This is a genomic window from Bradyrhizobium sp. CCBAU 53421 (genome assembly GCF_015291625.1).
In the GTDB taxonomy this organism is placed as follows: Bacteria; Pseudomonadota; Alphaproteobacteria; order Rhizobiales; family Xanthobacteraceae; genus Bradyrhizobium.
Genome location: NZ_CP030047.1, coordinates 4,681,680 through 4,702,879, shown reverse-complemented (window position 1 = coordinate 4,702,879; position 21,200 = coordinate 4,681,680). Strand labels below are relative to the sequence as shown.

General features: G+C 64.7%; 22 protein-coding genes and 1 pseudogene. 9 read left to right on the top strand and 14 right to left on the bottom strand.

From position 1 onward, the window contains the following. Positions 1–37 precede the first annotated feature (37 nt). Positions 38–517, top strand: a complete 480-nt coding sequence (locus XH92_RS22460) for an outer membrane protein assembly factor BamE (RefSeq protein ID WP_246787574.1) — start codon at positions 38–40, stop codon at positions 515–517. Between the two features lie 93 nt (positions 518–610). After that, a complete protein-coding gene (locus XH92_RS22455) occupies positions 611–1,618 on the top strand; it encodes a tripartite tricarboxylate transporter substrate binding protein (protein ID WP_194454059.1) in 1,008 nt (335 codons plus the stop codon). Positions 1,619–1,639: 21 nt separating this feature from the next. On the opposite strand, the gene XH92_RS22450 is transcribed toward XH92_RS22455, so the two are convergent. The 10 genes from XH92_RS22450 to XH92_RS22405 all read right to left on the bottom strand — a co-directional run bounded on the left by XH92_RS22450 (position 1,640) and on the right by XH92_RS22405 (position 10,728). Continuing rightward, on the bottom strand, positions 1,640–1,795 hold the full coding sequence (locus XH92_RS22450) for a hypothetical protein (RefSeq protein WP_194454058.1): 156 nt from the start codon (positions 1,793–1,795) through the stop codon (positions 1,640–1,642). A gap of 88 nt (positions 1,796–1,883) precedes the next feature. Beyond that, positions 1,884–4,004 carry a sodium-translocating pyrophosphatase gene (locus XH92_RS22445; RefSeq protein WP_194454057.1) on the bottom strand — a complete coding sequence of 707 codons (2,121 nt, stop codon included), beginning with the start codon at positions 4,002–4,004 and terminating at the stop codon, positions 1,884–1,886. Between the two features lie 223 nt (positions 4,005–4,227). Beyond that, entirely contained in the window at positions 4,228–5,229 is a 1,002-nt protein-coding gene (gene thiL, locus XH92_RS22440) for a thiamine-phosphate kinase (RefSeq protein WP_194454056.1), read from the bottom strand. 138 nt (positions 5,230–5,367) lie between these two features. After that, entirely contained in the window at positions 5,368–5,862 is a 495-nt protein-coding gene (gene nusB, locus XH92_RS22435) for a transcription antitermination factor NusB (RefSeq protein WP_194454055.1), read from the bottom strand. A gap of 2 nt (positions 5,863–5,864) precedes the next feature. Continuing rightward, complete coding sequence (gene ribH / locus XH92_RS22430) at positions 5,865–6,356, bottom strand: 6,7-dimethyl-8-ribityllumazine synthase (protein WP_194454054.1); 492 nt, start codon at positions 6,354–6,356, stop codon at positions 5,865–5,867. A gap of 214 nt (positions 6,357–6,570) precedes the next feature. Further along, the gene (locus XH92_RS22425; RefSeq protein WP_194454053.1) at positions 6,571–7,179 is read right to left on the bottom strand and encodes a riboflavin synthase; all 609 of its coding nucleotides are present in this window, start codon (positions 7,177–7,179) and stop codon (positions 6,571–6,573) included. Continuing rightward, positions 7,179–8,351, bottom strand: coding sequence for a bifunctional diaminohydroxyphosphoribosylaminopyrimidine deaminase/5-amino-6-(5-phosphoribosylamino)uracil reductase RibD (ribD, locus tag XH92_RS22420; protein WP_194454052.1), 1,173 nt, complete (start codon positions 8,349–8,351; stop codon positions 7,179–7,181). The genes XH92_RS22425 and ribD overlap by 1 nt, the downstream gene beginning before the upstream one ends. Then, complete coding sequence (nrdR, locus tag XH92_RS22415; RefSeq protein ID WP_016844999.1) at positions 8,348–8,830, bottom strand: transcriptional regulator NrdR; 483 nt, start codon at positions 8,828–8,830, stop codon at positions 8,348–8,350. Before nrdR ends, ribD begins: the two co-directional genes overlap by 4 nt. A 23-nt stretch (positions 8,831–8,853) precedes the next feature. Then, a complete protein-coding gene (gene glyA / locus XH92_RS22410) occupies positions 8,854–10,155 on the bottom strand; it encodes a serine hydroxymethyltransferase (RefSeq protein WP_194454051.1) in 1,302 nt (433 codons plus the stop codon). Between the two features lie 312 nt (positions 10,156–10,467). Continuing rightward, positions 10,468–10,728: a hypothetical protein gene (locus XH92_RS22405; RefSeq protein WP_194454050.1), complete on the bottom strand. Its 261-nt coding sequence runs from the start codon at positions 10,726–10,728 to the stop codon at positions 10,468–10,470. A 365-nt stretch (positions 10,729–11,093) separates the two neighbouring features. Here XH92_RS22405 and XH92_RS22400 point away from each other — a divergent pair, with 365 nt between their 5' ends. Then, positions 11,094–13,373: a TonB-dependent siderophore receptor gene (locus XH92_RS22400; RefSeq protein WP_194454049.1), complete on the top strand. Its 2,280-nt coding sequence runs from the start codon at positions 11,094–11,096 to the stop codon at positions 13,371–13,373. Between the two features lie 232 nt (positions 13,374–13,605). On the opposite strand, the gene XH92_RS22395 is transcribed toward XH92_RS22400, so the two are convergent. The 3 genes from XH92_RS22395 to XH92_RS22385 form a co-directional block, all read right to left on the bottom strand. Beyond that, a complete protein-coding gene (locus XH92_RS22395) occupies positions 13,606–15,819 on the bottom strand; it encodes a TonB-dependent receptor (protein ID WP_194454048.1) in 2,214 nt (737 codons plus the stop codon). Between the two features lie 52 nt (positions 15,820–15,871). After that, on the bottom strand, positions 15,872–16,255 hold the full coding sequence (locus tag XH92_RS22390; RefSeq protein WP_194454047.1) for a DUF2946 domain-containing protein: 384 nt from the start codon (positions 16,253–16,255) through the stop codon (positions 15,872–15,874). Between the two features lie 128 nt (positions 16,256–16,383). Next, the gene (locus XH92_RS22385; RefSeq protein ID WP_194454046.1) at positions 16,384–16,665 is read right to left on the bottom strand and encodes a hypothetical protein; all 282 of its coding nucleotides are present in this window, start codon (positions 16,663–16,665) and stop codon (positions 16,384–16,386) included. 324 nt (positions 16,666–16,989) lie between these two features. Here XH92_RS22385 and XH92_RS22380 point away from each other — a divergent pair, with 324 nt between their 5' ends. Genes XH92_RS22380 through copD form a run of 4 tightly spaced genes read left to right on the top strand, consistent with a single transcriptional unit; the run spans position 16,990 to position 19,766 of the window. Next, a complete protein-coding gene (locus XH92_RS22380) occupies positions 16,990–17,364 on the top strand; it encodes a DUF2946 family protein (protein WP_194454045.1) in 375 nt (124 codons plus the stop codon). Positions 17,365–17,421: 57 nt separating this feature from the next. Further along, positions 17,422–18,426 carry a hypothetical protein gene (locus XH92_RS22375; protein ID WP_194454044.1) on the top strand — a complete coding sequence of 335 codons (1,005 nt, stop codon included), beginning with the start codon at positions 17,422–17,424 and terminating at the stop codon, positions 18,424–18,426. A 2-nt stretch (positions 18,427–18,428) separates the two neighbouring features. Beyond that, a complete protein-coding gene (locus tag XH92_RS22370) occupies positions 18,429–18,779 on the top strand; it encodes a copper resistance CopC family protein (protein ID WP_194454043.1) in 351 nt (116 codons plus the stop codon). A 39-nt stretch (positions 18,780–18,818) separates the two neighbouring features. Continuing rightward, entirely contained in the window at positions 18,819–19,766 is a 948-nt protein-coding gene (gene copD, locus XH92_RS22365; protein ID WP_246787573.1) for a copper homeostasis membrane protein CopD, read from the top strand. A gap of 13 nt (positions 19,767–19,779) precedes the next feature. Here the strand turns inward: copD and XH92_RS22360 are convergent. After that, positions 19,780–19,974: pseudogene (locus tag XH92_RS22360) on the bottom strand (tripartite tricarboxylate transporter permease); the annotation flags it as partial. A 566-nt stretch (positions 19,975–20,540) separates the two neighbouring features. On the opposite strand from XH92_RS22360, the gene XH92_RS22355 reads away from it, so the two are divergent. Together XH92_RS22355 and XH92_RS22350 are read left to right on the top strand one after the other, a co-directional pair. Next, the gene (locus XH92_RS22355; protein ID WP_371817799.1) at positions 20,541–20,783 is read left to right on the top strand and encodes a hypothetical protein; all 243 of its coding nucleotides are present in this window, start codon (positions 20,541–20,543) and stop codon (positions 20,781–20,783) included. A gap of 181 nt (positions 20,784–20,964) precedes the next feature. Further along, entirely contained in the window at positions 20,965–21,198 is a 234-nt protein-coding gene (locus XH92_RS22350) for a hypothetical protein (protein ID WP_194454041.1), read from the top strand. Positions 21,199–21,200: the final 2 nt, after the last annotated feature.

Sequence of the window (21,200 nt, the reverse complement as noted above, 5' to 3'; positions counted from 1 at the left end):
GCTCCGGCCGATGCAAGGGGACGGATCAGTTCCGCCGATGAACCACACTCTTCCCAGACAGTCTCGCGCGGCTCCCGCGCGCGGGTTCTTCACGCGCTTCCGCGCCCTCGCGGTCGTTGGCCTGTTCTGCGCGGCCGCGCTCGGCGGCTGCGCCGGCGAGCAATTCCAGAAGGGCTACATCCTGCCCGACGGCGCGCTCGAGCAGATTCCGATCGGCGCGAGCCAGGATCAGGTGCTGATCGTGCTCGGCACGCCCTCGACGGTCGCAACGCTGGACGGCGAGGTGTTCTATTACATCTCGCAGCGGACCTCGCGGCCGGTCGCGTTCATGAACCAGCGCGTAGTCGACCAGCGCGTCATCGCGGTCTATTTCGACAAGAACCGCCAGGTGCGCCGGCTCGCCAATTACGGCCTGAAGGACGGCAAGATCTTCGACTTCGTCAGCCGCTCCACGCCGACGTCGGGCCAGGAAATGTCCTACCTGACACCGCTCTTCAAGCTGCTGAGCTTCAACTAGAGCTTAAGCACTGCGCCAGTTTGTCGCTTGTCTCACGGGCAAGCGGTCCCCTACGCTTGCTCCAAACAAGAAGCCTGAGCAGGGGGTAAGCGCGTGAGAGCGAACAGATTTTCCCGTCGTACGGTATTGTCGGGCACGGCCGCGTTGGCGGCCGCGTCGATCCTGCCGCGTGCCAGCCTCGGCGCCGGCGACTGGCGGCCGACCGAAACAGTTCGGATCATCGTGCCCGCCGCGGCCGGCGGCTCGACCGACGTGATGGGCCGGTTGCTCGCGGCGCATCTGCAGCCGCTCTGGGGCCAATCGGTCGTGGTGGAGAATCGCTCCGGCGCCGGCGGCACCATCGGCACATCGGAGGTCGCCCGCAGCAAGGGCGACGGCCACACCATCCTGATCGGCAATCCCGGCCCGAACGCGATCGCCTTCAGCATCTTCCGCAACCTGACCTACAAGGCCGACCAGTTGCAGGCGGTCTCCAACATGATCAGGATCCCGAACATCGTCTCGGCGCATCCGTCGACCGGCATCAAGTCGATCCCCGAACTGATCGCCTATCTGAAGAAGAACCCCGACAAGCTCACCTACGGCTCGTCCGGCACCGGGCAGAGCCCTCACCTCACCGGCGCCTGGTTCCTGCAACTCACTGGGCTGAAGATGACGCATGTGCCGTTCCGCGGCGCGGGCCCCGCGCTGCAGGCCGGGCTCGCCGGCGACATCCAGATCCTGTTCGACAATCTCTATCCGTCGCTGCCGCAGGTGCTGGACGGCAAGCTGAACGGGCTCTGCGTCACCACCACCGAACGCAGCGAGTCCGCGCCCAATCTGCCGGTGATGCGCGAAGGTGCGCCGGAGCTCGCCAAGTTCGACGTTGCGTCCTGGTTCGGCGTGTTCCTGCCGAAGACCGCGCCGGCGCCCGTCGTCGACGAGCTGAACCGCCAGATCAAGGCGATGCTGGAACGCGCCGACGTCAAGAAGAACATCGCCGGCATGGGCGCGCGCGCCGACTACGGCACGCCGCAGCAGTTCTCCGATTTCGTCGACGCCGAGACGAAGAAGTTCGCGGCGATCATCGAGAAGGAAGGATTGCAGATGGAGGTCAAGTAACGGCCTCCATCGCGATGAGCACTACGAAGACTTGTTGATCTTCTTGAGCTTGGCGTCGGTTGCCTCGATCGACATCGCCAGTTCCATGATCGCCTGCGACAGCAGCTCGATCGCCTCCTTCTGATCCTGCGACTTCGAGGCGCGGAGCGCGTAGTTCCGGGCGGATGAGAGCGACATCGATTGATCTCCGTATTGTTCGCGTCTGGTTCAAAAATAAAACCCCGCGGCTTTCACCGCGGGGCTTCGTTTCAGTTGTGTCCGCCGTTCAGTGCGCCAAAATCGCCAGCAGCAGCAGCGCCACGATGTTGGTGATCTTGATCATCGGGTTGACCGCCGGGCCCGCCGTATCCTTGTAGGGATCGCCGACAGTGTCGCCGGTCACCGCGGACTTGTGGGCGTCAGAGCCCTTGCCGCCGTAGTGGCCGTCCTCGATGTACTTCTTGGCGTTGTCCCACGCGCCGCCGCCCGAGGTCATCGAGATCGCGACGAACAGGCCGGTGACGATGACGCCGAGCAGCATGGCGCCGACCGCGGAGAACGCGGCCGACTTGCCGGCCGCGCCACCGCCCGCGATCGCATAGATCAGAAAGTAGACGACGATCGGCGACAGCACCGGAAGCAGCGAGGGGATGATCATCTCCTTGATCGCGGCCCGGGTCAGCAGGTCGACCGCTTTGCCGTAGTCCGGCTTGTCGGTACCCTGCATGATGCCGGGCTTCTCGCGGAACTGACGGCGCACCTCCTCGACGATCGCACCTGCTGCGCGACCGACGGCAGTCATGCCCATCGCGCCGAACAGATACGGCAGCAGGCCGCCGAACAGCAGGCCAACCACGACGTATGGGTTGTTCAGGGAGAAGTCCGGGTTGACGCCCTTGAAATAGGCGTGGGCACCAGAGTCGCTGATGAAGAATTTGAGGTCCTGATTATAGGCCGCAAACAGCACCAGCGCGCCGAGACCGGCAGAGCCGATCGCGTAGCCCTTGGTCACCGCCTTGGTGGTGTTGCCGACCGCGTCGAGCGCGTCGGTGGACTTGCGCACCTCCTTGGGCAAGCCCGCCATCTCGGCGATGCCGCCCGCGTTGTCGGTGACCGGGCCGAACGCGTCGAGCGCCACGATCATGCCGGCCAGCGCCAGCATGGTGGCGGTCGCGATCGCGATGCCGAACAGGCCGGCCAGGCTGTAGGTGACCAGGATGCCGGCGATGATCACGAGCGCGGGCAGCGCGGTCGCCTCCATCGAGACCGCGAGGCCCTGGATCACGTTGGTGCCGTGACCGGTGACCGAGGCGGAGGCGATCGACTTCACCGGGCGATAGTCGGTGCCGGTGTAGTACTCGGTGATCCAGATGATCAGGCCGGTGACGACCAGACCAACCACGCCGCACCAGAACAGCGACATGCCGGTGTAGTCGACGCCGTCGAGCTTGCCGAAGCCGATCAGCCAGTTGATGACCAGCGCGACGCCGACCAGCGACAGCACGCCGGTGGCGATCAGGCCCTTGTAGAGGGCGCCCATGATCGACTGGCTGGCACCGAGCTTGACGAAGAAGGTGCCGATGATCGAGGTGATGATGCAGATGCCGCCGATCGCGAGCGGCAGCGTCATCATGTTCACCAGGATCGGGGTCTTGGCGAAGAAGATCGCGGCGAGCACCATGGTGGCGACCGCGGTCACCGCATAGGTCTCGAACAGGTCCGCCGCCATGCCTGCGCAGTCGCCGACATTGTCGCCGACGTTGTCGGCGATGGTGGCCGGGTTGCGCGGATCGTCCTCCGGGATACCGGCCTCGACCTTGCCGACGAGGTCGCCGCCGACATCAGCACCCTTGGTGAAGATGCCGCCGCCGAGACGGGCGAAGATCGAGATCAGCGAGGCGCCGAAGCCGAGCGCCACCATAGCGTCGACCACGGTGCGGCTACCCGCTTCCAGACCCATGAACTTGACCAGGATCATGAAGTAGATGGTGACGCCGAGCAGCGCGAGACCGGCGACCAGCATGCCGGTGATCGCGCCCGCCTTGAAGGCGAGCTCGAGGCCGCCGGCAAGCGAGGTGGTCGCTGCCTGCGCGGTGCGGACGTTGGCGCGGACAGAGACGTTCATGCCGATGAAGCCGGCCGCCCCCGACAGAATCGCGCCGATCGCAAAGCCGATCGCCACCGGCAGGCCCAGGAAGTAGGCCAGCACCACGAAGATCACGATACCAACCATGCCGATCGTCGTGTACTGCCGCCGCAGATAGGCCTGTGCGCCCTCGCGCACCGCGGCCGCGATTTCCTGCATGCGGGCATTGCCCGCATCCGCGTTCAGGACCGACTGGGTCGCCCAGATCGCGTAGACGATGGAAAGCGCCCCGCAGAGCACAATCAACCATAGAGCTGTCATTGAATGTTGCCTCAGATCCTTGATGTAACCCCCGCGCCTTCTTGTGCCGCTAGGGGGCGGCAGGCGCTTATTTTGCGAGGACAACCCTCCCCAAAAACGGATTGCCCCAAATCGGGCGCGACCTTGCCAAAATCGTTACCGCTGTGCAACGCCACCTACGGCCGAAAACGCCGATATCGGCAGCTATTTAGAAGGAAAATCGGCGCCATCAGGCGGGGGAATTCTAGAAATGGCTGTAGGACAACCGCTTCAGTGCCAGTTCCCTGCCCTGCCCGTCGAGGAAGCTCGGCGGTGACGAACCTGCAATGAGGCCGCCGATGGCGGTCACGGCGACCTTGGCCTGCCGTGCCTCTCGCAGAAAGGCGTCCGCGCGATCGCCCGGGACCGCGCACAAGAGCTCATAGTCATCGCCGCCGGCGATCAGGGTTTCGATACCGATCGCCTTGCGCGCGATCAGCCCCGTGGCAACGGGAGACAACGGGATGCTCGGCGCGTTGATCACGGCCGTCACACCGCTTGCTGCACAAAGCTTGGCCAGATCGCCGGCGAGACCATCGGACACGTCCATCGCCGCGCTCGCGTAGCTGCGGACGGCGTTGGCAAGTGCGTTGCGCGGTTGCGGAACACGGTAGCGAGCGGCAAGAAAATCCCGACCGGCGGCATCGCCCGCCAGCGCCGCCGCGACTGGACCGCCCCGGAGCACATCGAGGCCGAGCGCGGCATCCCCGATCGTACCGGTCACGAACACGCGGTCGCCGGCCTGTGCTCCCGCGCGGTGCACCATCTTGCCCTGAGGCAGTCGCCCGAACGCGGTGATCGAGATCATCAGCGGCCCCGGCGTCGAGACCGTGTCGCCGCCAAGCAACGGGCAGCCGTAATGACTGGCGTCCTCACCGAGCGCCGCGGCAAACGGCTTGAGCCATGTCTCCTCGGCGTGGCGCAGCGCCAGCGTCAGCACGAAGCCGGCCGGAACCGCCCCCTTGGCAGCGATGTCGGACAGGTTCACCCGCAGCGCCTTGCGCGCCAGCGTGCCGGGCGGATCGTCGGGGAGGAAGTGCACGCCCTCGACGATGGCATCCGTGGTGACCACGATGTCCTCGCCGGCCGCCCTCAGCGCGGCAGCGTCGTCGTCGAGCCCGAACGCGCCGGGGTCGGTCGCAAGCGGCTTGAAATAACGCGCGATCAGAGAGTCTTCGCCGGAGGGATTGCCGTGACGCTCTGTCATGTCGCGCGCCTTCCCCTCAGCTGTCATCGCCCGGCTTGACCGGGCGATCCAGTACGCCGCAGCAGCTGTTGTTGCCAATAACCGCCGCGGCGTACTGGATCACCCGCATGCGCGGGTGATGACGGCGGGATGTGTGGTTCAACTCCGCACAAACTCGTCGCCGCGGAACTGGCGTGCGATCTGGTCGAGCACCGCGTTGACCATACCGGTCTCGTCCTTCTCGACAAAGGCATGTGCGACGTCGACATATTCGGAAACCACCACGCGGCCCGGTACATCCCTGCGATGCTCGAGCTCGTAGGATCCTGCCCGCAGCACCGCGCGCAGGATCGCGTCGATCCGCTTCAGCGGCCAGCCCTTCGACAGTGCCTCGTCGATCAAGGGATCGAGCTTGGCCTGGTCGCGCACCACGCCGGAGACGACATCGCGGAAGAACGCGGCTTCCGCCGGCAGGTACTTCTCGCCCTCGACCTCGTTGCCGAGCCAGTGGCTCTCGAATTCGGCGAAGATGTCGTTGATGCCTGCGCCGCCAATGTCCATCTGGTACAGCGCCTGCACGGCAGCGAGACGCGCCGCGCCGCGCCGGTTGGCCTTCCTGTCGGGGGCTTTCGCGGGCTTCTTGCTGTCAGCCATGGTCAGGCCTTTGCCAGACGGCGTTTGATCCGCAGCATCGCGATCGCCGCGCGCGCGGCGTCGCCGCCCTTGTTCAGCTCGCTGGCGCGCGCCCGCGCCCAGGCCTGCGCCTCGGTGTTGACGGTGAGGATGCCGTTGCCGAGCGGGAATTTCCGGCTCACGGCCAGATCCATGAGGCCGCGCGAAGACTCCTGCGAGACGATCTCGAAATGAATGGTGTCGCCGCGCACCACGCAGCCGAGCGCGATCGCCGCATCATAGGGCTTGCCGTTCGCTTCAGCGGCATCGATCGCGATCGCGATCGCGGCCGGAATCTCCAGCGCGCCCGGCACCGTGATCACATCGTGGCTGGCGCCGGCCGTCTTCAGCTCGGCGAGCGCGCCTTCCAGCAGCGCATCCTGGATGTCGTCATAAAACCGGGCCTCGACGATCAGAACGCGAGCGCCTGTGATGTCGGTCTGGTCCTTCAGGGGTGCGCGCCGCGCGTCAGCCATTGCAATAACCAATCGGAACTTGGGGAGAAGTTGTGCTGCGTTTTAGGCGCAGCAGGCGGTAAAGCCAAGGGCAATACTGGCCCGGATGTCACCACGATCAGCCTGATTTTTCAGGTCGGCTTCGCCCGCAATGCATAGGCCATCCGGCCCCAAGCCACCGGCGGTGAATAGGCAGATAAGGAGGTCTAGCCCGGCCGCAATGCCGGGGCCGAGGCTATTTCATCTCCGACAGCCGCGCGGCGTAGCGGGCCATCAGATCGACCTCGATATTGACCACGCTGCCGGCCTTCCAGCCGCTCAGGGTCGTGACGCTAAGCGTGTGCGGGATGATCAGCACCGAAAACGTGACGTCATCGACCGTATTCACGGTCAGCGACACGCCGTCCAGCGTGATCGACCCCTTCGCCGCGATGAAACGCGCCAGCTCGCGGCTGGTTTTGAGCTCGAAGCGCGCCATGTCGGGCAGGTCGTCGCGCCTGACGATGGTCGCGATCCCGTCGGCATGGCCGGCCACGATGTGACCGCCGAGCTCGTCGCCGATCTTGAGCGCGCGCTCGAGGTTGAGCCGGCCACCCTGCGCCCAGTGCTTGGCGGTGGTCATGCCGAGCGTCTCGGCCGCGGCATCGACGTCGAACCAGGTCTTGCCGTCAGCCGTGCCGGAGCCGACCACCGTGAGGCAGACGCCGTTGCAGGCGATCGAAGCGCCGTCGGCGATCGTGGCCTGGTCGTAGTCGCAGGCGATCCGCATCCGGTGCAGCTGCCCCTGCGCCACTGGCTTCAGGCTGGTGATCTCGCCGATATCGGTGACAATTCCGGTAAACATTACGCACGCTCGTAGATGGTGAGACTGTCGTTATCGAGGGTTTCGCTAGCACGAAGGCGGAAGACGGGCGACTGCGTGATTGCGTCCAGCCGCATTGCGTCCAGCGCGGGAACGCCATCGGCGCCGATCGGTTCGGGTCCGCGCAACAGCCAGATTTCATCGACAAGGCCGGCCGCCACGAAAGAATTTGCCACGCGCGCGCCGCCCTCGACCATCAGCCGCGTGACGCCCCTCTCCGCCAGCGCATGCAACACGGCCGGCAGATCGAGCCCCGGCTGCGCGCTGGCGGCAACGCGGATCACCTCTGCCCCGGCGGCACCGAGCTTCATCGCAGCCGGCGCCTCGGCAAGGTCCGATGTCATGACCCAGAGCGGCGTCTCGCGCGCCGAATGCACCAGGCGACTGTCGCCCGAGATCCGCAGCGCGCGATCGAGCACGATCCGCACCGGCGAACGATCAGCCATGCCAGGCAGCCGGCAGGTCAGCATGGGATCGTCGGCCTTCACCGTGCCGATGCCGACCAGGATTGCATCGCTCTGCGCGCGCAACAGATGCACGCGGGTCCGCGCGGCTTCGCCAGTGATTGCAACGGGCTTATGGCCACCGGCTGCGATCTTGTCGTCGGCGGACACCGCGAGCTTGAGGATGACATGCGGGCGCTTGTCCGTGATACGGCGAAAATGTCCGGCATGGTCGCGCGCGGCTTCCGCCGCACACAGCCCGACGTCAACCGCGATCCCGGCGGCACGCAGCTTGGCGTGCCCCTTGCCGCCGACGTCCGGATTGGGATCCTCGATCGCCGAAACCACGCGGGCAAGCCCGGCCGCGACGACGGCATCCGCGCAAGGCGGCGAGCGGCCGAAATGTGAGCAGGGTTCGAGCGTGACGTAGAGCGTGGCGCCGCGCGCGGCACCACCTGCCCGCCTCAGCGCTTCGACTTCGGCATGCGGGCGGCCGCCGGGCTGGGTCCAGCCGCGGCCGACAATCACGCCATCCTTGACGATGACGGCGCCGACCGCCGGATTGGGCCAGGTACGCCCGAGGCCGCGGCGGCCGAGCGCGAGCGCGAGCTGCATGAAGCGCAGATCGGCGGCCTTTGCCGCTTCCCTGGCTGCTTCCTTGGCCTCTTTGGCCTTCTGCCCGAGCTGCTCTTCCAGAATGCGGAAGATCATTTGCGTAGCGTCGCGAGCCGCGGGTCCTCTTCGCCGGTCAATTCGTCGAGCACGGCCTCAAAGTCCTTGGCCTCGCGGAAATTGCGATAGACCGAGGCGAAGCGGACATAGGCGACGTCGTCGAGCTGGCGCAGATGCTCCATCACGATCTCGCCGATCGCCTCCGAGGAGACCTCCGCCTCGCCGCCGCTTTCGAGCTCGCGGACGATGGTCGACACCATCTTCTCGACCCGCTCGGATTCCACCGGGCGCTTGCGCAACGAGATCTGCAGCGAGCGCACCAGCTTGTCACGGTCGAACGGCACGCGGCGGCCGTTGCGCTTGATCACGGTGAGCTCGCGCAGCTGCACCCGCTCGAAGGTCGTGAAGCGGAAATTGCAGGCCATGCAGACGCGCCGCCTGCGGATGACGGCGGAGTCTTCGGTCGGACGCGAATCCTTGACCTGCGTATCGAGAGAATTGCAGCTCGGACAACGCATCCGACGGGACCTCTAGGACCTTTTTACTGGTAGATCGGGAAGCGATCGGTGAGCGCCTTGACGCGCTCCTTGATCGCGGCCTCGACCAGCGGCGCCTTGCCGTCCGGCGACTGTGCCAGCGCGTTCAAGACTTCCGCGATCATGCCGCCGACCTGCTTGAACTCGGCGACGCCGAAGCCGCGGGTGGTCGCCGCCGGCGTACCGAGCCGCAGGCCCGAAGTGACGAACGGCTTCTCGGGATCGAACGGAATGCCGTTCTTGTTGCAGGTGATCGCAGCACGCACCAGCGCCTTCTCGGAGATGTTGCCCTTCAGGCCCTTCGGCCTGAGGTCGACCAGCATCAGATGGTTGTCGGTGCCGCCGGAGACGATGTCGAGGCCGTGGCTGCGCAGCGTCTCGGCCAGCGCCTTGGCGTTCTCGACCACGTTCTTGGCGTAGACCTTGAAGTCCGGGCGCAACGCTTCGGCGAACGCCACCGCCTTGGCGGCGATGACGTGCATCAGCGGGCCGCCCTGCAAACCGGGGAAGATCGCCGAGTTGAGCTTCTTGGCCAGCGTCTCGTCATTGGTGAGGATCAGGCCGCCGCGCGGACCGCGCAGCGACTTGTGCGTCGTCGTGGTGGTGACGTGGGCGTGCGGCACCGGCGAGGCATGCACGCCGCCGGCAACGAGGCCCGCGAAATGCGCCATGTCGACCAAGAGATACGCGCCGACCGAGTCGGCGATCTCGCGGAAGCGCTTGAAGTCCCAGGCGCGCGAATAGGCCGAGCCGCCGGCGATGATCAGCTTCGGCTTGACCTGCTCGGCCTGCTTCTGGACTTCATCCATGTCGATGATCTGGTCCTCGCGACGCACGGTGTAGTGCGCGGCCTTGAACCACTTGCCGGACATGTTGACCGGCGAGCCGTGGGTGAGATGGCCGCCGGCCGCAAGGTCGAGACCCATGAAGGTGTCGCCGGGCTGGAGCAGCGCCAGAAACACCGCCTGGTTCATCTGGCTGCCGGAGTTCGGCTGGACGTTGGCAAAGCCGGCGCCGAACAGCTTCTTGGCGCGCTCGATCGCCAGGTTCTCGGCGACGTCGACCCATTCGCAACCACCGTAGTAGCGCGCGCCCGGATAACCTTCCGCGTATTTGTTGGTCATCACCGAGCCCTGCGCCTCCAGCACGGCGCGGCTCACGATGTTCTCGGAGGCGATCAGCTCGATCTCATGGCGTTGCCGGCCGAGTTCGCCCTTGATCGCGGCGGCGATCTCGGGATCGGCCTCGGCGAGACCAGCCGTGAAGAAGGAATCGGGCGCGGAAGCGGTCTTGGAGGATGAGGTCATCGGCGAAATATCTCCACCGCCGCAAGCCCTTAGGCAGGATGCGGACGGTCACGAGTGGCGGTCGAAGCTGGTTTCAGAGGGTTATCACATCACCCCAGAATGGCCAAGCGGTTGCGGTCCCCGGCGGTCAATTATGCCAGATATGGTGGGGATGGCGGGGATTGCCAGCCGGCGGGGGTCGACCCGCCCGGGTATGGTTCCGGGCGCTCTCCGCGGGCCACGGCTGCCGCAGCCGGCGAAGCGGCAATGCCCGCCCGCGAGGGCCCACGACTGGCGCTTTCACGGCAACCGGCTCCCTCCACTATGGGCTGTCTACTTTCGATGAATCACGGCGGTGGCCGCCTGAATAAGGTCGTCGACCTTCGCTTGTTCAGATGAGGTTAACTCATTTCGGTCGTGAGCCCGGGTGCTCTTGAGGGCAGCCGACACCTCCCCCCATCCATCCGTCATGCCGTTGAAGCTGAGAAATGGACCAAGGATGCGCGACAAAGGCGAGAGCAACCGTCGCTCGCACCAGGCGTCGATGAGGCCCTTCAACTCCGCGAAGAATTCATCGTTCGATCTGTAAGTCATCGCCAAACCTGAAGGAGGACGCTCTCGCAATGATCCGGACACTAGCAGCCCTATTTAGCAATGCCTAACGCGATCGCTGACCCAAGACAGATTTGCGCCCCTTGCGCCTCTCTCGATCATCACGCGCGATCGCGATGCATCGAGTCACGAGATGATTTTGAGTCGTTCGAATTTTGAATCGTTCGACACTGGATCGATTCAAAGCTCTCACGTGATGCGTGCAACTGCGCGTCGTACTCCGTTGTCTCTCAGTCACACCCGCGCGCTTAGCGCACAGCTTCGATAGCTTCTAACTGCGTGCACGCTCTTCCCCGAAATCATCGTGATAACGACGCCGAAGAAATCTTCTCTTTCGGGGGCGTTGAATGACGGACGGATGGATTCGGCCGCAGCGGTTTGCTGCTTCGGCTCTGGTGGTGCTTTCGGTTGCTGGCGCGGACGAGGCGTTCGCGCAGACGCAATTGCCCTCCGTGACGGTCGATGCGCCGCAGCAGCGGCAAGTGGCGCGATCGCAGCAACCGTCGCAGCGGACAACACGCGCACGCAGCGCCTCGCGCCGCGCAACCGTCGCCCCGGTGGGCGCGCAGCCGCAGTCTGCACAGCAGGCCGCGGACGCCGCCGGCGGACACGAGCGCGCCAACGGCCCGGTCACCGGCTATCTGGCGCGGCAGAGCGCGAGCGGCACCAAGACCAGCACGCCGATCATCCAGACGCCGCAATCGGTGACGGTGATCAGCGCCGAGCAGATCCGCGACCAGAAGATCGTCAGCAAGTTCGACGAGGTGCTGCGCTACACGCCGGGCGTCATCGGCGGCACCTATGGCGCCGATTTCCGCAACGACTGGTTCATGATCCGCGGCTTCCCCGCGCAGAACGAGTCGCTGTTCCTCGACGGCCTGCAGCTGTTCTACACCTCCTATGCAAGCTGGAAGCTGCAGCCCTTCAATCTCGAGCGCGTCGAGGTGCTGCGCGGTCCGTCCGGCATCCTTTATGGCGGCTCGGCGCCGGGCGGCCTCGTCAATGCGGTGAGCAAGCTGCCGTCCGCGGAGCCCATTCGCTACATCGAGACCGGCGTCAACAATTTCGGCAACGCCTACACCCAGTTCGACATCGGCGGCGCGACGGCGCAGCCGGCCGGCGGCCAGGTGCAATATCGCCTGGTCGGCCAGGCGCAGGGCGGCGGCACCCAGACCGACTATGTCTACGACAACAATTTTTTCTTCGCTCCGTCGGTGACCTGGCGGCCCGATGCCGACACCAGCCTCACGGTGTTCGGCATGGCCTCGCACAGCAACACGAGGGCGCTGAACTTCCTGCCCTATGTCGGCACCGTCACCAACGCGCCGTTCGGCCGGATTCCGACCAGCCTGTTCGCCGGCGATCCCGGCGTCGATCAGTTCCGCCGCGACCAGGAGATGGTCGGCTACCAGTTCCAGAAGAGCGTGACCGACAACGTCGACTTCCGCCAGAACGCACGCATGGCGCATGCCGACGTCTATTACGCCGGCCTCTACGGGCTCGGCTACGCGACGACGCCGGCGGCCGCCGATATCACCCGAGGCAATTTCTACACCCGCGGCATTGCCATCCAGCTGAACCTCGACAATCAGCTCGAGTACCGCTTCGCAACCGGCGCGCTGCAGCACACGGCACTGGTCGGCGTCGATCTTAAATATTACGGCATCGACGACCGTCAGGGCTTTGGCATGGGCACGAATCTCAACGTGCTCAATCCGGTCTACGGCAACAACCTGCCGTATAACGGCCCGCTGTATCAGAACGCCTATCTCACCCAGGGCATGGCCGGGCTCTATCTGCAGGACCAGGTCAAACTCGACCGCCTGACGGTCGTGCTGTCAGGACGCCAGGACTGGGTCGATCTTACCAACAACAACCGGATCGGTGCTTCCCAGGGCCGCGACGACAGCAAGTTCTCCGGCCGCGTCGGCGCGATCTACAATTTCGACTTTGGCGTCGCGCCCTACGTCTCCTACATGACCGGCTACAATCCGGTGATCGGCACCAATGCCGCCGGCCAGCTGCTACTGCCGGAGACCTCCGAGCAGACCGAGGTCGGCGTCAAGTACGAGCCGGCCGGGCTCAACGCGCGGTTCGGCGTCGCGTATTTCGATCTCAAGCGCAAGAACGCGCTGACCACGGATCCGAACAACACGCTGTTCCAGACCCAGAACGGCGAGGTCACCTCGCGCGGCGTCGAGCTCGAGGCGGTGGCGAACATCACGCGGGATTTCAAGCTGGTGGCGAGCTACACCAATTACGAGCTGTTCGTCAGCAAGGACCTCAATCCCGCGCTGATCGGCACCGTGCCGACCAACGCGCCGCGCGAGCTCGCCTCGGTCTGGACCGACTACACCTTCCGCGAGGGCCCGCTGAACGGCTTCGGCTTCGGCGGCGGCGTGCGCTATGTCGGCTCGTCCTTTGCCGACACCGCGAACACCGCGCGCGTCCCGGGCGTCGTGCTCGGCGACCTCGCCTTGCACTACGAATGGGACAACAACTGGCGCGCGGCGCTCAACGTGGTCAACGTCACAGACAAGATCTACGTCGCGAGCTGCGCGACGATCAGTTCGTGTTACTACGGCGATCGGCGGCGCATCACGGCAAGCCTTGCCTACAAATGGTGAGCATGCCGCGAGACATTCCGTTCACAAAACGATCATCAAGAGAGCGGCGGCGTAGAGCCACCTCTCTTTTTTGACCGCCGTCAGGGTGGTGTCAGCATGTCGCGCTAGGTTCTCGCCGCGGCATCACTTGCCGCGCCCAGACTGGCCCGCTCCGAATTGCGAGCCCCGGAGCGGGCCTTTTACATGCCGAGTGCATGACAGGGTTTCAGGCGACGGCCGGTTCGCATCCCGCTCACCATCGATAGCGCAGCCCCGCATAGATCGCCCTGCCCGTACCGGGTTCGAACAGCGGCGATGCCGCATTGGCGCGGTCGATGATGCTGGCGCTCGCGATATAGGCCTTGTTGGCGATGTTGCGCGCCTCGATGTAGCCGGACAGCGGACCGCCATTGTCGAACCCGGCCTTGAGGCCCCAGATCGCATAGGCCGACGTCATCAGCGTATTGGCGCTGTCGACGAAATAGGCCTGCGGCACCCATTCGAGATTCGGGCCGAAATAAAGCCCGGTCGGATGCTTGTAGAGCAACTCGGCGCGCACGAAGTGGCGCGGCGCCCCCGGCAGCTGGTTATTGCCGAACACCGGATCGTTGTCGAAGCGGAAATCGTTCAGCGTGTAGGCGATATTGAGCCAGAGCTTGTCCGGCGTCGGCCCACCCACGAAGAGGTCGCGAAGGATCGCGGCGCCCGCCCCGGCCTCGATCCCCTGGTGGACTGTCTTGTTGGCGTTGGTGACGTTGCAATTGCCGAACGCGCTGTAGAGGCACAGCAGCTCGTTGTCGATCTCGGAACGATACAGCGTGACTTCCCAGGCATAGTCCGGCCGCTTCATGCGGGTGCCGATCTCGTAGGTCGTCGCAGTCTGCGGCTTGATCGAAAAGAACGGGATGTTCGGCAGCGTCGGATTGAGGAAGTTCGGGCTGACGCTCTCGCCGAAGCTCGGCACCTCGGCGCTGCGCGAGACATTGCCGTACACCTGCCAGCTCGGATCGACCTGCCACAGCAGCCCGGTCTTGGGGCTCCACAGGCTGAAGCTGCTGCGGCCGTTGAGGTCGCCATTGGTCGAGAAGTTGACGTGCTGGTCGCGCACCGCGAACAGATATTGCGTGCCGGCGACGAAGGCGACGTTGGGCAGGAAGTAGAACGAATTCTCCGCAAACGCCGAATAGTTCTCCGGCGTCTGCCGCAACGACGATGTCTGCGCACCCTTGAAGCCGCCGATATTGACGAATTGCTGGGCATCGATCGTGCCGTTGAGGATATTGACGCCGGCGACGAAGCGGTTGCGGAAACCGCCGATGATGCGGTCGTCGGTCAGCTTCGCGAAGCCGCCATAATCCTTGTAGCGATAGTCGAGCCACTGGAAGATCGGGTGCATCAGATGCCGGTCGACGCCGAACGCGCCGAATTCGAGCTGGGTGTCATCCAGCCGAATCGTCGTCTTGTTGGCGATCCGCACCGTGTCGATGTTGCGCTGCCAGTCATTGGCGACATTGACTGCGGCGGCCGTGGTCGGCGACGTCAGCGCCGTGGTCCGGTCGACGCTGCCCGGGATGCGCTGGCGCACCTCGTTGGCATTCAGGTAAAATCTGGTCTCGACATCGGGCGAGATCTGGTAGCCGACATTGGCGCTGAGCTTGTTGCTCGAGCCGAAGCTGTGATCGCGGAACCCGTCGGAAGCTTGCGTCGCCGCCGTGACGAAGCCGTCCCACGGCCCGTTCGCGCCGCCGGCATTGACCTGCAACCGCCGTGTGTTGAAGGCACCGAAGTCGAACGATGCGCCATTCGGGTTCGGATCGCGTCCGGTCGGGGTGACGAAATTGATCGCGCCGCCGAGTGAATTGGCGCCGAACTGCAGCGCGTTGCCGCCCTTGTAGACCTCGACATATTTGTAGGCGGTCGGGTCGACCTCCTGGAAATCGCCGTAGCCGTCCGAGGTGTTGATCGGAATGCCGTCCATATAGAGCTGGATGCCGCGTAGATGGAAATTGCGCGACAGACCGGAGCCGCGGATCGACAGCCGCGTATCGTCGCCCCATTTCGGCTGCGCGAACACGCCGGGGACATAATCGAGGATGTCCTTGATCGTGCTCGCCACGGTCGAGTTGCGGTAGGCCGCGGCCGGCACCAGCGCGACGCCGCCCGGGGTGTTGTTGATTTCCTTGAGCGCCTGCTGCGCCGACAGCACGGCGAGCGCGGCACGGGCGCCGCCGCCGTCACCCGTCGCCGCTTGCACGGGCGCGGCAGGAACGCGGGCGGCACGCGCCGGGGCGCTGCGCGCGGCGCGCCGCTGCGGACGGACCGATGCGTCCCGCCGCGGCTGGGGCGCGTCGACCGTGACGGACGGCAGTGTCGATTGCGATGTGAATTGAGCGCTTGCTGGCGAGATGAATGCTGCGGCGGCGCCGGCGAGCGCACAGGCTCGCAGCCGCGCTGATGCGGATGACATGACAGGACTCCGGATTTGAACTGACGAACGAAGGGCGCCGAAGCGCCGGCGGTCAGGTCAGAGCCGGAGGTCCGCGGGATTGATGATCGTAGGATCGGAAACGTGCGACGAACCGCGCCTCGAACGAACGGATCGTCGTGATCGCGACCGGCAGCCGTGCGCCGAGCGCGAACGCCGGCGGCGGCAGCGCGCCGGTGACGTGGTGACCGATGCAGAGCGGGCAGTGGACCGGACCGCCCCGCCCGCTCTTGCCCGCATCATCGTGTGCCGCACCGGCATCGGTGCTGTTGATGCAGAGGATCTGGCCGGCTGCCGCGGCCGCAGGCGATATGCTGGCGACGAGGAGGCTCGACAGGATGAGATTGAGGACAAGCGCATAGGCTGCGGCAAATGCCGCCACCCTACCCACACGCTGCCTGAGAACGAACCGCCTCATCTCATACCCCGCCTCACGCGTATCACAGCGTAGATGCGAGTCAAAACGCGGCGGCCGCAGATTCAACCGATCGCGCGGCAGTGTTGCAGACGAGCCATATGACGAATTGTCCTAGCCGCGGACCGAGGTCAGAATGCACTCCTGAACTGCGCGACATAGTCGGGGCTGCCATAGACCCACATCGGCTCGTCGCATTGCCGTGGGCCGACGTCGTTCATGCAGGCGGCACTCCACGGCGGAGCGGCGATCTGACGACCGACGATCCGGTAGCCTTGCGGTCCGCCGCCAAGTGCCGGTCCTGCGCCGACATGCGTGCGATCGCTGCCCTTGCCGGTTCGCGCATGCGCATTGGCCTGGGTCGCGAGAGACGGCGCCAGCATCAGCGCCGCTAGAAGATAGATGATCTTCATCGTTCAGCCGCCTTGATTGAGCCTCGTGTAAACGAGGTGTGCGTTGCTGAAGGGAAGACCTGGATCGGGATTCGGATATTTCCGGATCACGCAAATGTTGGCGCGACCGGCCTCGGCAAGGCAGGCATCGCGGAGCAGAACTACGGCGACAGCGCGACATTGAGGATAAGCGCATGGACCGCAATGAATGCGGCCCCGCCACAGCGCGTATGCGCGCCGTTGCCGACGCACAACACCCTCCATTAAATCGTCGACCCTCCTCCCTCCATGGTCACTTGGCTCGACGGGGGCCTCCCCTTGCGGTAGATTGCCGCAGGTGAACCGATGCGCCGACGGCTGAAGAGATTTCTACCGCTAGTTCTGGTTGCCCTGCTGGTGCAGATCTTTGCACCTGTCGGCGCCTGCTGGGCGGCGAGCCTTGCGGCCTCGGATCCGCTTGCCGGCGCGGTCATGTGCCACGGCGGCGCGGCACAAGCGACCGACCAGGACGACAAGACCGGCCACCGCGCGCACGAAGGCTGCTGCGCCGCCTGCAGCGTGCTGCAGACCGGCGCGCCGATCGCTGCCCCGAAGATAGCAGCCGCGATCGCGATCGATCGCGTGACGAGCGAGGTCGCCTGGCAGGATTTTGCACCGCGTCTGTTCGGTCCGCGAGCCGCTTCCGAGGCTCAGGCGCGCGCTCCGCCGTTTCTGTCGTAAAGCCGTGCGGCCACCGGCCGCTGAGACTTTTACAGATCAACGCCTGCGGAGATTCCCATGTTCATCCGTCATGCGCGCGCAGCCTTACCTGGCCTCGCCGTCGCGCTCATTCCATTTTCTGTCAGTACCGCCCACGAAATCGTCGGCAACCGCTTCTTTCCGGCCACGCTCGGCATCGATGATCCCGGCGTGAATGACGAACTCTCGCTGCCGACGGTATCCAGCTTCCACACCGGCGACGATCCGTCGTTTCGGCAGCGCGACTTCTCCGGCGAGTTTTCCAAGCGGATCACCGAAGCCTTCGCGATCTCGATCGGCTCAACGTATAGCTTTCTCCATCCGCCTGGAGGACCGACCGGAACCGGCGCCCATGGCTTCCAGAATGTCGAGACGACCTTCAAGTATCGCGTCTTGAAGGACCCCGAGCATGAGTTCGTGATGTCGATCGGGTTGAACGTCGAGTGGGGCGGCACCGGCGCCGACAGCGTCGGAGCCGACCCGTTCAACACCTACACGCCGACCCTCTACTTCGGCAAAGGCTTCGGCGATCTGCCCGACACCCTGTCGTGGCTGCGGCCCGTCGCGGTCACTGGACAGGTTGGCTACGCCATCCCCGGAAGGTCATCCACCACGACCTTCGGGGTCGATCCCGATACCGGTGACTTGACCGCCGATACCGAGTTTCATCCCAAGGTGCTGAATTGGGGCGCCTCGATCCAGTACAGCATGCCCTATCTGAAATCCGCGGTCGTCGATCTCGGCCTGCCGGATTGCGTCAATCGCATGATCCCGCTCGTGGAGGCGACGCTGCAGACCCCGGTCGCGAACACGCTGACGTCCGGCACGATGACGACCGGGACCATCAACCCGGGCGTTCTGTGGGTCGGAAACACCTATCAGCTCGGCGTCGAAGCGCTGATCCCGATCAATCGGCAGAGCGGCACTCGTGTCGGCGTGATTGGGCAACTCCATCTCTATCTCGACGATATCGATCCCCGGGGCATCGGCAGGCCGATCTTCGGCGGCCCGGTCCAGCCCGCCAGCCCGTTTGCGAGGAATTGATCATGCGACGCTCATCCCTGATCATCGCGCTTTTGCTGTCGCTTGCAGCCGATGAGGCACGCGCCCACGCCTTTCTCGATCATGCCGAGCCACGCGTCGGCAACCAGGTGGCGAGCCCGCCGCGCGAGGTGACGCTCACCTTCACCCAGAAGCTGGAAGCCGCATTCAGCTCAGTAACAGTCACCGGTCCGTCCGGGCAGCGGCTCGATTCCGGAAAGGCGCGGGTGAACGGCAACCAGATGTCGGTCTCCCTGAAGGGTGGCGGTGCCGGGACCTATCACGTCAATTGGCACGTGCTTTCCGTCGACACCCACACGACCGAGGGAAACTTCACCTTCCAGGTCGGCCAGTAGGGCTCGGTCGCAATGGACTGGTCCGCAGCAGGAGCGCCGTTGATCGCGACGCGCGCCGTGCACTTCGCGGCAACAGCGATAGTGGTCGGAAGCGTTATTTTTGGCCGCCTGATCGCCATGCCGGTCTTGCACGACCACGCCGCGGCGACGATTGCGTTTCGGAGCCGGACGCGGCGGCATATCTGGGCCAGCCTTGCGCTCGCGGTGATCTCGGGCGCGATTTGGCTTCTGCTGCAGACAGCGTCGATGAGCGGAATGCCGCTCGTCGACGCCTTGACCGCGGACATCCTGTCAACCGTCGTCAACGAAACCCAGTTTGGTGAGATGACGATCATCCGCGCAGGCCTTGCGATCTGCCTGGCGGCCTGCCTCATCGCAGACCGCGCAGTGGCCGCACAGTGGCTGGGGCTCGCTGCCGCGATCGGGCTTGCCGGCAGCCTTGCCTGGACCGGCCACGCCGCCTCAACCGTTGGTCCGACCGGCTATCTGCACCTCGCAGCGGACGCGTTGCACACCGTTGCTGCGGCAGCCTGGATCGGTGGCCTGGTGTCGCTGATCACCTTCCTGGCCACTCGCAAGGTCCGTGAGAGCATGTCGCTGGTCCGCAATGCCACCGAACGGTTTTCGACGCTCGGCATTGTCAGCGTGGCAACCATCCTGCTCAGTGGCGTTGTCAACGCCACCTTTCTAGTCGGCTCGCTGCATGGGCTCGTCGCCACGGAATATGGGCGCCTACTGATGCTCAAGATTGCGATCTTCGCCGCGATGCTCGTCTTCGCGGCGATCAACCGCTTTCGCTTGACGCCGCAGTTCGCCGCCACCGGAGGCGAACAATCGTCTGTCGCCCTTCGTCACCTGATCCGTAACAGTGCGATCGAGACAACACTCGGACTGGGCATCATCGTCATTGTTGGCCTGCTCGGAACCCTGCATCCCGCCATTCACCTGCAAGACGCTTCCGACCTCTTGCTGACGAGGCAACGTTGAAGCAACTTACCTGGTCCTCATTCGCCTTGAACCGTCCCAGCCCCTTGAGCACGAACGGAGCCAGCAGCGCGATCAGCGCGACGCCGAGCAGCGTAGCCGACATCGGGCTTTGCAGCAGCACCATGGGATCGCCGAGACTGATCGCGAGCGCCCGGCGCAGCTGGCTTTCCGCGATCGGCCCGAGGATCAATCCGATGACGACGGGCGCGAAACGAACGCCCGCGACGGCAATCGTGAGCGCCTTTAATCGATGAGAGCGTTGGTCAGCACCGCTGCGACCAATAGCGCTGCGCTAAAGATCGCAATGGCGAGGCAAACGCGCGCCGGAAATGAATATGAATCAAGGTGAGGCTGTTCGATCATGCTGCACTCCCTTTGTCTCCGGGCGGGAGCGCGATTGGTCTCTCTGTCGCCGATAAACGCCAAGGACCGGTCGGCGATGATTGATGATGCGCCCAAAGTCCGCGAGAAGCCAGCCTAATCTTCCAGTTTTGGCTGCCCCGCTCGTCAACCAGCGACCCCGGCGCTGGAGGTTTCGCGGCGCCGGGGATCGCTACTCCCGGTGGGCTTGGGGGCGAAGACCGGAAGCTGAGAGCAGACGCGCCGGATTACGGTTCGTTCCTGCCGGCGTGTGTCCGAATTAACCTAAGTTAGGCAACAGCGACCAAATCCCATTCGCTTCGTTGCCGTGCGTCACCGCACTGCCCGTGGCGCCCATCGGTGATGAGATCGCCCGGCTGGCGCTCCCGCCCAACATCAGCAAGGAGCAGCGCCATGAAGACGCGGCGTCGTTTCAAGCAAACGCAATCACTGGAAGAGCGCCTCGCTGACGAGGCGATGCGGCTGCGTGCGCAGGCCGATCTGCTTCCGCCTGGACCGGTCCGCGAAGCCGCTCTGAAAAAAAGCGCGACAGGCCGACACGGCCTCGCAGATGAGCGAATGGCTCTCCTCACCCGGCCCGACAGCGCCACACTAAACTGCCGACAAGAACGACATTGCGATAGAGGCTCCAACTGAGACCGAAGCGGTGTTTCAGGCAGCTCCGACCGAACAACGCACAACCGTGAAGCCAATGCGGCCGCTGCCTGACGATCGTCAGACGACGCCGAGCATTAGCGGCCGGTTCAGCTCTAGGAACCTTCACGATTTTTTTCCGTTTCACCTCCGCCGTGTCACACGGCAACTGGAGGAGACAACCATGAACGTGAGAGCGATTGTCGCGGCAGCATTGCTTGCCGCCTTTGTTACGCCCGCCTTTGCAGCGGACGAATTCTACGTCGTGCAAGATGTGAAGACGAAGAAATGCACGATCGTCGACAAGAAGCCGGTCGACACGACGACCACCGTCGTCAGTCCGTCAGGCACCGTCTACACGACACGCTCCGAAGCCGAGACCGGCATGAAGAGTGTCAAGGTCTGCAGCTCCGAGTAAGC